This window comes from Agromyces agglutinans (genome assembly GCF_009647605.1).
GTDB lineage: Bacteria > Actinomycetota > Actinomycetes > Actinomycetales > Microbacteriaceae > Agromyces > Agromyces agglutinans.
The window spans coordinates 24,020-37,375 of sequence record NZ_WJIF01000016.1; the positions used below are offsets into that span (position 1 = coordinate 24,020).

At 71.5% G+C, this 13,356-nt stretch carries 11 protein-coding genes; 7 read left to right on the plus strand and 4 right to left on the minus strand.

The window, feature by feature from the left end; genetic code table 11:
- Positions 1–13: 13 nt before the first annotated feature.
- From GE115_RS17600 to GE115_RS17615, 4 genes are all read left to right on the plus strand, one after another.
- A complete protein-coding gene (locus GE115_RS17600; protein ID WP_153686063.1) occupies positions 14–1,339 on the plus strand; it encodes an ABC transporter substrate-binding protein in 1,326 nt (441 codons plus the stop codon).
- Between the two features lie 223 nt (positions 1,340–1,562).
- Positions 1,563–3,467, plus strand: a complete 1,905-nt coding sequence (locus GE115_RS17605) for a DUF6807 family protein (protein ID WP_312855353.1) — start codon at positions 1,563–1,565, stop codon at positions 3,465–3,467.
- Entirely contained in the window at positions 3,464–4,684 is a 1,221-nt protein-coding gene (locus tag GE115_RS17610) for a Gfo/Idh/MocA family protein (RefSeq protein WP_153686065.1), read from the plus strand. The genes GE115_RS17605 and GE115_RS17610 overlap by 4 nt, the downstream gene beginning before the upstream one ends.
- 270 nt (positions 4,685–4,954) lie before the next feature.
- Positions 4,955–5,575 carry a peptidoglycan-binding domain-containing protein gene (locus tag GE115_RS17615; RefSeq protein ID WP_153686066.1) on the plus strand — a complete coding sequence of 207 codons (621 nt, stop codon included), beginning with the start codon at positions 4,955–4,957 and terminating at the stop codon, positions 5,573–5,575.
- Between the two features lie 160 nt (positions 5,576–5,735).
- On the opposite strand, the gene rplL is transcribed toward GE115_RS17615, so the two are convergent.
- From rplL to GE115_RS17635, 4 genes are all read right to left on the minus strand, one after another.
- Complete coding sequence (gene rplL / locus GE115_RS17620; protein ID WP_153686067.1) at positions 5,736–6,125, minus strand: 50S ribosomal protein L7/L12; 390 nt, start codon at positions 6,123–6,125, stop codon at positions 5,736–5,738.
- Positions 6,126–6,174: 49 nt separating this feature from the next.
- Complete coding sequence (gene rplJ, locus GE115_RS17625; RefSeq protein WP_153686068.1) at positions 6,175–6,690, minus strand: 50S ribosomal protein L10; 516 nt, start codon at positions 6,688–6,690, stop codon at positions 6,175–6,177.
- Between the two features lie 342 nt (positions 6,691–7,032).
- Entirely contained in the window at positions 7,033–8,964 is a 1,932-nt protein-coding gene (locus GE115_RS17630) for a M64 family metallopeptidase (protein ID WP_153686069.1), read from the minus strand.
- 239 nt (positions 8,965–9,203) lie between these two features.
- Entirely contained in the window at positions 9,204–10,400 is a 1,197-nt protein-coding gene (locus GE115_RS17635; RefSeq protein WP_153686070.1) for a PucR family transcriptional regulator, read from the minus strand.
- A 230-nt stretch (positions 10,401–10,630) separates the two neighbouring features.
- On the opposite strand from GE115_RS17635, the gene GE115_RS17640 reads away from it, so the two are divergent.
- The 3 genes from GE115_RS17640 to GE115_RS17650 all read left to right on the plus strand — a co-directional run bounded on the left by GE115_RS17640 (position 10,631) and on the right by GE115_RS17650 (position 13,287).
- Positions 10,631–12,346, plus strand: coding sequence for an MDR family MFS transporter (locus tag GE115_RS17640; RefSeq protein ID WP_153686101.1), 1,716 nt, complete (start codon positions 10,631–10,633; stop codon positions 12,344–12,346).
- 10 nt (positions 12,347–12,356) lie between these two features.
- Positions 12,357–12,797, plus strand: a complete 441-nt coding sequence (locus tag GE115_RS17645; RefSeq protein WP_172980000.1) for a MarR family winged helix-turn-helix transcriptional regulator — start codon at positions 12,357–12,359, stop codon at positions 12,795–12,797.
- Positions 12,798–12,894: 97 nt separating this feature from the next.
- Positions 12,895–13,287, plus strand: a complete 393-nt coding sequence (locus GE115_RS17650; RefSeq protein ID WP_153686072.1) for a RidA family protein — start codon at positions 12,895–12,897, stop codon at positions 13,285–13,287.
- Positions 13,288–13,356: the final 69 nt, after the last annotated feature.

Here is a 13,356-nt window from a genome sequence, read left to right on the forward strand (position 1 = left end):
GAAGGAACCGACCATGCGAGGCATCACACGACGCCGTGCCGGGTTCGTCGCAGCCATCGGCGCCGCGACGCTCGTCCTCACGGCGTGCGCCGGCAACGACGCCGGCGGCGGCGAGGCCGCAGCCCCCGAACTGAAGCTCAGCGACGAGCCAGTGACCCTCTCGTTCACGTGGTGGGGCAACGACACCCGCCACGCCGCGACCGAGGAGATCATCGCCGCGTTCGAGGCCGAGTACCCGAACATCACCATCGAGCCGCAGTACACCGACTGGGCCGGCTACTGGGACAAGCTCTCGACGTCGGTCGCCGCGGGCGACATCCCCGACATCATCCAGATGGACGAGAAGCAGCTCTCGACCTACGCGGCCAACGGCGTGCTCGCCGACCTGGGCGAACTCTCGTCGATCCTCTCGACCGAGGACTTCCCCGAGGCCGTGCTCGGAACGGGTGCCCTCGACGGCACCCAGTACGGCGTGCCGGTCGGCATCAACTCGTACACGATCATCGCCAACAAGGACCTGCTCGACCAGTACGGCGTCGACCTGCCCGACGACGAGACCTGGACGTGGGACGACTTCGTCGCGACCGCCGAGGAGGTCGCGACGGCTTCGGGCGGCGCGATCGTCGGCACCCAGTCGTGGGGCTTCGAGGACGGCGGCCTGAACAACTGGCTGCGCCAGCACGGCGAGTCGCTGTACGACGGCGCCGAGGTGGCCGCCAGTGAAGAGACGCTCGCCGGTTGGTGGGAGTTCCTGCTCGAGGCGACCGAGGCCGGCGCGACGCCCGACCCCGCCGCGACCATCGAGCGCGAGTCCGGCGGCCTCGCCGAATCGTTCACCGCGACGAACGCCTCGGCGTTCGGCCCGTGGTGGTCGAACCAGGTGCAGGCGCTGCGCGACGCGAGCGGCCAGGACCTCGTCGCCCTGCGCGTGCCCTCGACCGCTGACGGCAGCGCGTACTACAAGCCGTCGATGTTCTGGTCGGCCTCGGCCAAGACCGAACACCAGGCCGAGGTCGCGACCTTCCTCGACTTCCTCGCCAACAGCGAGGAGGCGGCCGACCTGCTGCTCGCCGAGCGCGGCGTCCCGGCCAACGAGAAGATCCGCGAGTACATCACGCCCAAGCTCGACGAGGTCAACCAGACCGTCGTGGAGTTCCTCGACGGCCTCGCCCCCGAGGTCGGCGACGCCCCGCCGGCCACGCCCCCGGGCGGCGGCGCGATCGAGACGATCATCGACCAGCACACCCAGAAGGTGCTGTTCGGCGAACTGACCCCCGAGCAGGCCGCGACGAGCTTCATCGAGGAGCTCCAGCGGGCGCTCGACGACGCGGCGATCTGATCCACCCACCCGGCGCCCGGCCACCGGACGCCACCCGACGGTCCCCCTGACCGCCACCCGACGGCCTGACCGTCACCACGACGGTCTGACCGTCACCCGACGGTTCCTCCCCGACCGTCACCCCTCGGGGCGGCTGCCGCACCTCGCGTGCGGCAGCCGCTCCCCCTCATCTTCCCGGCGCCGAACGGCAGCCGCAGCCGACATCCTTCCGACGGAGGTCCACGTGCCCAATCCGGCGCAGCGCCAGGTCACGATCGCCCAGGTGGCCGAGTACGCCGGCGTCTCGCAGGCTTCCGTGTCGCGAGTGCTCAACCGCAACGACAAGGTCGACCCGGCGATCTCGGCGAAGGTGCTCGACGCCATCGACAAGCTCAACTACTCGCCGAGCCAGATGGCGCGCAACCTCGTCCGCGGCCGCAGCAACACCGTGGCCCTGCTCGTGCCCGACCTCGAGAACCCGATGTTCCAGGGCGTCCTCAAGGGCCTCAGCCGCGAAGCCGCGCGCGACGGCTATCGCGTGCTCGTCGCCGACACCGCCGAGCGGGTCGCCGACGAGGAGGAGATCGCGATCGAGGCGCGCTCGCGCTGCGACGCCCTCGTGCTGGTCTCGCCGCGCATGCCGGCCGAGCGCCTCGAGGCGCTGCTCGAGCGAGTCCGCCCCACCGTCGTCGTGAATCGCCCCGTCGCGAGCGATCCGGCCGCCGAGCTCTCGGTCGACTACGCGCACGCCAGCCGCACGCTCGGCGAGCACCTCATCTCCCTCGGCCACACCCGCATCGCCTACCTCGCGGGCCCGCCGCAGTCCTACGCCGACAGCCTCCGCCGCCGCGGCCTCGCCGAGCTCGCCGCCCACCACCCGCAGCTCGAGGTCCGCGACCTCGCCGGCGGTTCGCAGGTCGAGGACGGCTACCGCGCCGCCGAGGCCGTGCTCTCCGCCGGAGTCACCGCCGTCGTCGCGTTCAACGACCTCGCCGCGCTCGGCCTGCTCGCGCGACTTCGCGAACTCGGCGTCGACGTGCCCGGCGAGCTCTCGGTCACCGGCATCGACGACGTGCCCCTCGCCCGCTTCGCCGCTCCGGCCCTCACCACGATGTCGGTGCCGCGGCTCGAGCTCGGCGCCCAGTCCTGGCGGCGCCTGCGCGATGCGATGGCCGGCGAGCCGGCGACGCATCCGCTCTCCTACCGCGCGATCCTCGAGGTCCGCGGCAGCACCGGGCCCGCGCCCGAGGCATCCGGCTGGCTGTCGCCCGGCCGCCCGGTGCTGCGACTCGGCCACCGCATCGTCGCCCGCTACGAGGAGGGCACGTCGATCGACGCCGTGCTCTCGCCGCGGCCGTTCCTGCACCCCGTCGAGACGCTCGGCGGCGTGCGCGTGACCGACGTGCATCCGACCGACCACCTGCACCACTTCGGCATCGGCGTCGCGATCCCCGACGTCAACGGAACCTCGTACTGGGGCGGACGCACGTACGTGCAGGGCGTCGGCTCGGTCATGCTCGAGAACCAGGGCCGCCAGCGCCGCGACGACGTCAGCGTCGATGCCGACACCCTCACCGAGCGGCTCACCTGGATCGACGAGCGCGAGGTCGCCCAGCTCAGCGAGGTGCGTACGCTCCGCGGGCGCGCCGTGCGGCTCGGCGAGCGCGACGCGTGGTCGATGGGCTGGCGGAGCGTCCTCACCGCGAACTTCGGCGCGCTGCGCATCGGATCGCCGGCCACGAACGGCCGGTCGGGTGCCGGGTACGGCGGCCTGTTCTGGCGCTTCCCGCGATGGGATGCCACGGTCACGACCGCCGACGGCGTCGGCGAGCAGGCGGCGCACGGGTCGTCGTCGCCGTGGCTCGCGGTGACGGATGCCTCGCGCCGGGTCACCGTGCTGCTGATCCAGCCGGCCGGCGCACCGGCCCGGCCCTGGTTCGCCCGCGTCGCCGAGTACCTCGGCGTGGGGCCGGCGGTCGCGTGGGACGAGGTCGCCGAGGTTCCCGAGGGCGGCACGCTCGAACTCGGCATCGACGCACTGCTCATCGACCGGGCGATCACGGACCCGGGCGAGCTCGCCGAACTCGCCGCCGCGCACGCCGCCGAGTGGCGTCCGGGCCCGACCGCGAAACCGGCCCCCAAGGGATGAGCGCGGGGCACGCCCCGGTTGGAGCGGAGACCGGCGCGGCGAGCGGCTCGGCGAGCGGCCGCCCCCGCATCGGCATCGCCGGCATCCACGGACACGGCGCGAGCCATGTGCGCGCCGCGCTCGAACTCGTGCGCGCGGGCCGTGCCGAGCTCGCGGCCGTGGCCGACCCTCGCCCCGTCGAGGGCGACCTCGCAACGCTCGCCGGCGGCGCGACGACCGGCGGCGCGGGGGCGAGTCATCCCATCGCCGTGTACGCGGACGCCGCGGCGATGATCGCCGCCGAAGGGCTCGACATCGTCGTGCTCTCGACGCCGATGCACACGCACCTGCCGCTCGCACTCGCGGCGCTCGACGCCGGATCGCATGTGCTGCTCGAGAAGCCGCCGACGCCGACGCTCGCCGACTTCCGCCGCCTGGTCGACGCCTCGGCGGAGGCCGGCCGCGCCGTCCAGGTCGGCTTCCAGAGCCTCGGCTCGGCCGGCATCGCGGCGGTGCACGACCTCGTCGCCACGGGCGCCGTGGGCGAGGTGCGCCACTACGGCGCCCTCGGCACGTGGCTGCGCACCGAGGCCTACTGGACCCGCGCCGCCTGGGCCGGCCGCCGCACGCTCGACGGCGTGCCGGTCGTCGACGGCGCGGTCACGAACCCGCTCGCACACGCGACGGCGACGGCGCTCGCGATCGCGGGGGCGACCTCCGAGGCGGATGTCGCCGCGGTGCGCCTCGACCTGCACCGGGCGAACGCGATCGAGGCCGACGACACCTCGTCGCTGGTCGTCGACCTCGTCGGTCGTCCGCCGCTCGCGGCGGCGCTCAGCCTCACGGCGCCCAGGCGCAGCGAGCCGTCGGTGATCGTCGAGGGAACGGCCGGGCGGATCGTCTACTGGTACACGCTCGACCTCGTGCAGGTGTTCGAGCCCGGCTCGACCGTGCCGGTGACCTCGACCCACGCGAGGACCGGCCTGCTCGAGAACCTCGTCGACCACGTCTCGGCCGGCGCGCCGTTGCTCGTGCCCGTCGCCGCGACCGGAGGCTTCATGCGCATCCTCGAGGCCGTGCGCATGGCGCCCGCGCCCGAGCCGATCGACCCGTCGTTCCTCGAGCGCCGCACGGGCGCCGACGGTGCGCACCTCGTGGTCGACGGCATCGAGGCCTGGAGCGAGCGGGTCGTGCTCGAGGGACGCACCTTCGCCGAGCTCGGAGCACCCTGGGCCTGACGCCACCTCCGGCGCCCGCGCGCCGGTCCGGCGCCCGCCCCTCCGGCGCCCGCCCCTCCGGCGCCCGCCCGCGCGTCGCCGAATGATGACGAAGTGCACCGGATGATGTCGTTCCGGTCGCGCCGACTCGGCATTCCGTCATCACTCGCGGGTGCTTCGCTCAGGGCCAACCCTGTGGTCGCCGCCCGGCACGGCGTCGTAGCCTCCGCGTGACGCGACCTGCGGCACCGATCCGAGCCGCGGCGGCACGCCTGTCCCGAGGAGGGCACCATGACCACCGAAACCTCCGCCGCCACGAGCGCGGCGATCACCCCCGACGAGGGGATCACGCTGCAGCGGATGGCCCGCGCGGGCGGCTACCGAGGGCCGAACGACGGCGTCCCGGGCCCGAACACGTGGAGGGGCATCCAGCATCTCGTCACGGGCTACGGCTACACGGGCGCCATCGACGGCCTGCCGGGGCCGAACACGTGGAAGGCGGTCCAGCGGCTCGCGGCGAAGGGCGGCTACACCGGCCCGATCGACGGCGACCTGGGGGCCGCTTCATGGAAGGGCGTCCAGACCGTCCTCACGGGCTTCGGCTACGCCCACCCGATCGACGGCATCCCCGGGCCGGCAACCAACACGGCCTTCCAGGTCCTCGGCCGCATCGGCGGGTACTTCGGGCCCTACGACGGCGTCCTCGGCCCGCACTCGTGGCGGGGCATCCAGACCGTGCTCGCCGGCGCCGGGTACACGGGGCCCGCCGACGGCGTCCCCGGACCGAACACCTGGAAGGCCCTCCAGCGCATCGCCCGGCGGGGCGGGTACGCCGGGCCGATCGACGGCGTTCCCGGTCCGAACACGTACGCCGGGCTCGCGGCACTCCTGGTCAGGAGCGAGCACGACTGACGGCGTGAACGACGGATGCCCCGCGGCTCATGACGAGCCACGGGGCATCCGCGTGTTTCAGGTGACGCAGGTCACCTCAAGGGGTGCGCTCGAGTGAGCGCACGTGTTACTTGAGGGTGACGGTCGCCGTCAAGGTGCTGCCCTCCGAAGAGGGCGGCGATCACTTGAGGGTGACGGTCGCGCCGGCTTCCTCGAGGGCAGCCTTGGCCTTCTCGGCGGTCTCCTTGTTCGCGCCCTCGAGCACGGCCTTGGGAGCACCGTCGACGACGGCCTTGGCCTCGCCGAGGCCGAGCGAGGTGAGCTCGCGGACGACCTTGATGACCTGGATCTTCTTGTCACCGGCAGCCTCGAGGACGACGTCGAAGGAGTCCTTCTCCTCGACCTCTTCAGCAGCGGCGCCGCCGCCTGCGGCAGCGGGGCCGGCAACGGCGACGGGGGCGGCCGCGGTGACCTCGAAGGTCTCCTCGAACGCCTTGACGAACTCCGAGAGCTCGATGAGGGTCAGGCCCTTGAACTGCTCGAGCAGTTCTTCAGTGGACAGCTTCGCCATGATTTTCTCCTTAGATTTCCTGGTTACTCACCGCTTGAGAGGCTCGCGCCTACGCAGCGGACTCCTGCTTCTCACGCAGCGCGTCGACCGTGCGAACGGCCTTCGAGAGCGGTGCGTTGAACAGATATGCGGCTCCGAACAGCGAGGCCTTGAAGGCACCGGCGAGCTTCGCCAGCAGCACTTCGCGGGACTCGAGGTCGGCGAGCTTGCCTACCTCTTCGGCGGTCAGGGGCTTGCCATCGAAATAGCCGCCCTTGACCACGAGGAGGGGGTTCGCCTTGGCGAAGTCACGCAGCGACTTCGCGACGGCGACCGGGTCACCGTGCACGAATGCGATCGCCGACGGGCCCTTGAGCTCGTCGTCGAACGAGGAGATCCCGGCGTTGTTGGCCGCGATCTTCGTCAGCGTGTTCTTCACCACGGCGTAGCTCGCGTCCCCACTGATGGACTTGCGCAGCGTCTTGAGCTGGGCAACAGTGAGGCCGCGGTATTCGGTCAGCAGAACGGCGGTCGAGCTCTCGAACAGGTTCGTGAGTTCGGCAACCGAGGCTTCCTTGTTCGCCATGGCCACTCCTTGTGTCTTCAACGTGCATCGCGGAGGCGCTGCACGGCCTGGAGCGCTGGCCTGCAAAAGAAAAGAGCCCCGGCGCAGACGCGCGGAGCTCGAACCGGAAACCCGGAAAGTCTTCGTCACACCTGCGCGGGCCCCTGCATTCGCAGAGCTTCGGTCGGCTCGCCCACTGCTCTCGCAGCCTGCGCGCACGACGACCAGCGGTCTTCGGCTTCGGGACACATTACCGGATGCCTCGGCGACCGCCAAATCGGCGAGGCACCCGGGCCGACCGGCCCGGGTGCCTCCTGCTGTGCCGTCCGCGACGGCGCGATCGATCCGGCGTCGCGGCGCCGGTCAACCCCGCACGTCGACGGTGAACGCGCCGACGGCGCCGATGTTGCCCGCGGCATCCGTCGACCGGTACTCGACCCGGTGGAGGCCGTAGCCCGGCTCACGCGGCTGGAACGGCGAGAGCGACATGCCGCCCGTGCCGAGGTTGCCGTAGATGAGGTCGTCGACGTTCGTGCCCGTGGGCGTGAACAGGAACGGGGCATCCGCGTCGGTCGGCCAGCCGTAGTAGTTGTGCCAGCCGTCGCCGTCGAGGCGGAACTCGGTCACGAGCGCGCCCGCCTGGTCGTCGGTCGCGGTGAGCTTCATCGTGAACGACTCGTCGACGACGTAGTGCGGTTCGCCGTTCTCGCCGACCGTCGTCTCGACGGGCGCGGACACGACGGCCTCGACCGAGGGCCCGGCCGCGTCGACGGTCCAGGTCAGCGTCTCGGAGGCCGCGCCGTGGCGCTTCGAGTCGGAGACCGTCGCGGTGACCGTGTGCGTGCCCGGGGCGAGCCCGAGATCGGCGAGCTCGAGGGTGCGAGCGTCGTGAGGGTTGCCCTGGCGGACGCCGTCGACGGTCCACGTGACCTCGAAGAGCCGGTCGGGACGGTGCGTGGTCTCGACGTAGAGCACGTCGAGCGAGCCGACGGGGCGGTCGGTGCGGGTCGACTCGGTGAAGGCCGGCTCGACATCGCTGGACGCCGGGCCCTCGGCGCCGACGGTCCACGTCCGCGTCTGGGTCATCGACGGGGCGCCGCGCAGGGCGGGGTCCCGCACGAACGGCGTGTTGTCGACGACGGTGACCGTCACCACGTCGCCGGGCTTCGCCCGCGTCTTCTTGAGCTCGAGGTGCGTCGTGTTGTGGGGGTTCGGCACGGCCTTGCCGTCGACCGTCCACTCGATGTCGAGCTCGTGGTAGACGGGGTGGGCGACGTCGATCGAGATCACGCCGTCGTCGGGAACGGTGGCGCCATCGGCCGGCGCCGCCGAGATGAGGGGCACCTTCGAGGAGATCCGCTCGGTCATGATCTCGCGGCCGACCTGGTCCATCTGGTACCCGAGGGTCTTCATCATCGAGTGCCGGCTGGGGCGGAAGACACCGGTGGAGTAGTACATGCCGCCCTCGTAGACGCCGATCGTGCCACCGGCCTCGCTGGGTTCGCCGAGCCAGCGCCACCACTTGACCTGCTGGGCGGCCATCTCCTCGGCGGTCAGCAGCGTGTGCGTGGCCGACCGCGGCTCGGGACCCGTGTAGTCGCCCGTGGTGACGCCGCGCGAGTAGTAGTCGTACTCGTCGGCGAGGCCGCCGAGCGAGTGGCCGATCTCGTGGGGCGAGATCAGCGCGGAGAGGGAGTTGCCGCCGCTCGCCGTCGCGTAGCTGCCGCCCGCACCGCCGTAGGTGTCGCTGTTGGCGATTGCGAGGATCTGGTCGACCTCGGGCGCGGCCGACGCGTACTGGCGGGCGAGCGAGCTGTTCACCGTGAGCAGCCGCTGCACGCTGTTGGCGTTGCATCCGCCCCAGAACGCCATCTTGAGCGGCGTCTCACGCCGCGGCGAGTCGAGCGAGGAGTCGCAGCTGACGCCCGACTCGCCCGAGATGATCTCCACGGCGTACACGTTGAAGTAGTTGCGGTAGCTCTTGTACGGCTCGATGCTCCACATGGTCTCGAGGTGCTCCTCGACCTGCTCGCGGAACAGCGGCTGCTCCTCGGCCGTGTACCCGTCGCCGAGGATGACGAGCGAGAAGCGCTCGGCGGGATCCCCGGTCACCTGGATCGGCACGAGCGTCGAGCTGCCGACCGCGGGTTCGTCGGCGAAGGCCGGCTGGGTGGCCGTGACGGCCAGGCCCGCGGTGAGGGCCGCGGTGAGCACGAGGGCGCCGGCACGGCGCCGGCCCGCGCGCGAAGCGGCGAGCGGCCGGGCGGCCGACGGAGTGAGCGGTGGGGGGTTCATGCGTGGTTCCCTTCGATCTGGATGTCCGCGGCGCGGCGCCGCGCAGCGGTCGGGGATCGCCGCATGGATCGTGCGATGAGCCGGCCGTCGGTACCCGTATCAGGTGGCTCACAGCCTAGGAAATCGGCACCGCCGGGTCACTCGCCAACTGTCGAGCGCCTTCGACCGCGGCCGCGACAGCTGTCGCACGGCGCCCGGCGGCCGCGACAGCTGCCGCACGGCGCGCGGCGCGACCACGTTCAGCGCGTCGCGTCGCGCTCGATGCGGTGCAGGAGCACGGCGAGGTGCACGCCGAGCCGCTCGAGTCCGTCCTGCAGGTCGACGCCGAGGATCCGCTCGACGCGCGCGAGCCGGTGATACACCGTCGCGCGGTGCACGTTCAGCCGTGCCGCGACGTCGCGCAGGCGACCGCCGTACCGGAGGTAGGCCTCGAGCGTCTCGAGCAGCACGTCGCCGTCGCGCTCCTCGAGGAGGCCGTCGAGGCCCGCTTCGAAGTCCTCCGAGCGCACGCCGAGCGATGCGGCGGCCTGGAGTCCGCGGTAGGCGCCGAGTCCGTCCCAGGCCACGGTCGGCCCGGGCAGCCCGAAGGCGGTCGCGATCGCGAGGGCGCGCTGCGCCTCACGGTGGCTGCGGGCCGAGTCGGCCACGCGGGCGGCCGAGCCGCCGATCGCCACGACCGGTTCGCGCAGCGGGCCGTCGTCGCGCACGACCGCGGAGCGCAGCCGCTCGGCGACGACGTCGACGGGCGGGTGGAGCCGTCCGCCGTCGTCGGGCACCACGACCACGACGCCGTCGGCGGTGACGAGGGTGAGCGGGGCCAGGCTCGCGGCGGCACGGCGGATCCGGCGCTCGGCCGCCTCGAGGTCGTCTCGCGAGAGTGTGCCGCGATCGCGCACGGTGACGAGGTGCGCGCGAAGGGAGCTCGCGGCTTCGACGTCGCCCGAGGCGATCAGCTCGTCGGCGGCGGCGTGCCGCTCCCGCCGGTCCCCGAGGATCAGCACGCGCGTGCGCTCGGCCCGCCGCGCCGACTCGTCATCGCGCTGCGAATGCAGCCGGGCCCACTCCTCGGCCAGGCGCTCGGCGAGCTCACGCGCGCGGGCGACGTCGGCGGGCGGCATCCGATCGGGCTCCTCGATGAGCCAGAGGTGCGCGCGGGCGCCGTCGGGGGTGCGGATCGGCACGTAGAGGCGCTGCATCATGCCGAGCGCCGGATTCCGGGGGACGTGCATGACCTCGTCGGAGCGGTAGACGCCGAGCTCGGCGAGCCAGGAGTGCACTCCGGGACCCGCCCGGTGCTCGAGGATCGAGCGGCGCCGCACCTCGTCGATGACCTCGGACTGCGGGCTGAACGCGACGACGCGGTAGCGGCCGTCTTCGAGGAGCGCCGGGCGACCGAGCTCTCGCGCGATGCGATTGACGAGCTGACTGACGGTCACCGGGTGCCTCCGACATGCGTCGCGCGGGACGGAACATGGCACGCGTCACATCTGGGTTCTCAGGATACCGGGAGGGCATCCCCCCGATTCGTCGGGATCCGGGAATAGTTGACTGGCATCAATAGTTGACTGAATTCAACGATTAAGATACAGTTGACTTCGATCAACGAATTAGACGCAGCGCAAGGGAACCGATTTTGACTGCAGCCAGCTCCACCGCCCCGGAGGCGATGCGTTCGCCCCGCGAGGTGTACATCGCCCTGTCCGGCCTCATCATGGGCATGTTCGTCGCCGTGCTCTCGGGCACGGTCGTCTCGACCTCGATGCCCGTCATCATCGCCGACCTCGGCGGCGACCAGTCCGCCTACACCTGGGTCATCACCGCGAGCCTGCTCGCGACGGCCGTCTCGACCCCGATCTGGGGCAAGCTCGCCGACCTCGTCAACCGCAAGGCCCTGCTGCAGATCGCGCTCGGCCTCTTCGTCGTGGGCACCGTCATCGCGGGCTTCTCGACCAGCGCCGAGATGCTCATCGGCGTCCGCGTCATCCAGGGCCTCGGCGCCGGCGGACTCATGTCGCTGGTCATGATCGCGGTCGCACTCATCATCTCGCCGCGCGAGCGCGGCAAGTACATGGGCGTCGTCGGCGGCATCATGGCGTTCGCGACCATCGGCGGGCCGCTGCTCGGCGGCCTCATCACCGACGTCTTCGGCTGGCGCGGCAACTTCTTCATCGGCGTGCCGTTCGCGGTCGTCGCGATCATCCTCATCCAGCGCACGCTGCACCTGCCCAAGCCCACCCGCGAGAAGGTCAAGATCGACTACCTCGGCGCGGTGCTGCTCGCCGTCGGCGTCTCGCTCCTGCTCGTGTGGGTGTCGATGGGCGGCAGCCAGTTCGACTGGGACTCGATGACGAGCTTCGTGCTCGTCGGCATCTCGGCGGCGGCGATCATCGGCTTCGTCGTGACGGAGTTCCTCGTCGAGGAGCCGATCGTGCCGATGACGCTCTTCACGAATCGCACGTTCACGCTCGCGGTGATCGCCTCGATCTCGGTCGGCGTTGCGATGTTCGCGACCAGTGTCTTCCTCGCGCAGTACTTCCAGCTCGCGCGCGGGGCCACCCCCACCGAGTCGGGCCTCATGACGATCCCGATGATCGTCGGCCAGATGGGCGCCTCGATCGGCATCGGCGCGCTCGTGAGCCGGTTCGGCAAGTGGAAGGGCTGGATGCTGTTCGGCTCGGTCCTGATCATCGCCGGCGTCAGCCTCATGGCGACCCTGCGCTACGACACCGACTTCTTCCTGGTCTCGGTCTACATGGTCGTGCTCGGCGCGGGCCTCGGCATGGTGATGCAGAACCTCACGCTCATCGTGCAGAACGACACCCCGCCGTCGCAGCTGGGCGCCGCGAGCTCGAACGTCAACTTCTTCCGCTCGATCGCCGGCACCATCGGCGTCACGATCATGGGCTCGGTGCTCGCCACGCAGGTGACCTCGCACATCACCGACGGGCTCTCGAAGTTCACCCCGACGTCCGAGGCCGAGGTCGACGCGCTCAAGGGGCTCGCCTCCGGCAACCTGCCGAAGGTCGGCGAGCTGCCCGACGCGATCCGCGTGATCGTCGAGGGCGCCTACGGCCAGGGCATCGCCGACGTGTTCATCATCGCGATCCCCCTCGCCGTGCTGAGCCTCATCGCCATCGCGTTCCTGCCCAACAAGTCGCTCTCGACCAAGAACGCGGCGCAGTCGCTCGCCGAAGAGGCCGAGGGTGCGGCCATCGACCTCGCGGAGGCCGAGATCGCCGCTCCCGTGACGTCGTCGGTCGCCGTGATCGAGGGCGGGCGGCCGGGTGCCGGCGATTCCGGTTCGGATGCCTCGGCGCGCGGAATCTCGCGTGCGTCGTCGCGCGACGAGCGCCCGTCGGGTGCCGCGGGGGGCGGCAAGTAGCATGTCCGTCATGACCGCCGACCGCGCCCTCGACGAGGCGATCGCCGCCGTCGAGCAGCAATTCAGCCACATGTTCAACCGAGCGCGCGTGGCGTGGAAGCAGGCGGCCGAGCAGATCCACCCCGACCTGCAGCCGGCGGGATACAAGATCCTCTCGTTGATCGTGCGGCACGGCACGACGAATGCGCACGTGCTCGCCGAGCAGCTCGAGATGGACAAGTCGGTCATCAGCCGGCAGGTGCGCACGCTCGAGGAGTTCGGCCTCGTCGAGAGCCGGCCCGACGCGAAGGACGGGCGGCTGCGCGTGCTCGCGCCGACGGCGACGGCCATCGAACGCGTGCAGGCCGTGCGGGTGCAGAACCAGAACCGCTTCCGCACGGCGCTCGAAGGGCGCTCGGCGGAGGAGCTGCTCGCGTTCGCCGAGCTCCTCGGCGAGCTCGCGGAGGCCTGACGCACCTTCATCGACGGCCGGTCGCCTTCGGGCGGCCGGCCGTTCGGCGTATCGGCAAGGGGTCGACGCTGTCGGTGGCGGCGAGTAGACCGGGGTCATGGAGATCGAACACCTGAACCCCGACTCGCTGCACCGCAACCCCGCCTTCAGCCAGGGTGTGCTCGTTCGCGGCGACCACGACACGCTCTACGTCGGCGGCCAGAACGGCACGGATGCCTCGGGCGCCATCGTTCCCGGCGGCATCGGCGCCCAATCGGCCCAGGCGATGCGCAATGTGCTCGCCGTGCTCGAGGCCGCCGGCGCCGACCAGTCGAACGTGGTCCGGCTGGCCATCCTCATCGTCCACGGCGAAGACCTGCAGGAGGCGTTCGAGGCGTCGATGCCCGTCTGGGGCGCACACGCCACGGCGATCACGGGGGCGCACGTCGCCGCCCTCGCGAGGCCCGACGCGCTCGTCGAGGTCGAGGCGATCGCGGCGATCCCGCGGTAGGCCGAACGGCGGTCGAGGAGGCGCGCCAGCGCCGTATCGAGACCCCCACCCGGTTCGACGGGCGCGCGA

Coding starts and splice junctions, on each gene's coding strand:
- rplJ (WP_153686068.1), bottom strand. CDS start 6,690: ATGGCGAACAAGGAAGCCTCGGTTGCCGAACTCACGAACCTGTTCGAG.
- rplL (WP_153686067.1), bottom strand. CDS start 6,125: ATGGCGAAGCTGTCCACTGAAGAACTGCTCGAGCAGTTCAAGGGCCTG.
- GE115_RS17650 (WP_153686072.1), top strand. CDS start 12,895: ATGGAGATCGAACACCTGAACCCCGACTCGCTGCACCGCAACCCCGCC.
- GE115_RS17600 (WP_153686063.1), top strand. CDS start 14: ATGCGAGGCATCACACGACGCCGTGCCGGGTTCGTCGCAGCCATCGGC.
- GE115_RS17645 (WP_172980000.1), top strand. CDS start 12,357: ATGACCGCCGACCGCGCCCTCGACGAGGCGATCGCCGCCGTCGAGCAG.
- GE115_RS17630 (WP_153686069.1), bottom strand. CDS start 8,964: ATGAACCCCCCACCGCTCACTCCGTCGGCCGCCCGGCCGCTCGCCGCT.
- GE115_RS17610 (WP_153686065.1), top strand. CDS start 3,464: ATGAGCGCGGGGCACGCCCCGGTTGGAGCGGAGACCGGCGCGGCGAGC.
- GE115_RS17615 (WP_153686066.1), top strand. CDS start 4,955: ATGACCACCGAAACCTCCGCCGCCACGAGCGCGGCGATCACCCCCGAC.
- GE115_RS17640 (WP_153686101.1), top strand. CDS start 10,631: ATGCGTTCGCCCCGCGAGGTGTACATCGCCCTGTCCGGCCTCATCATG.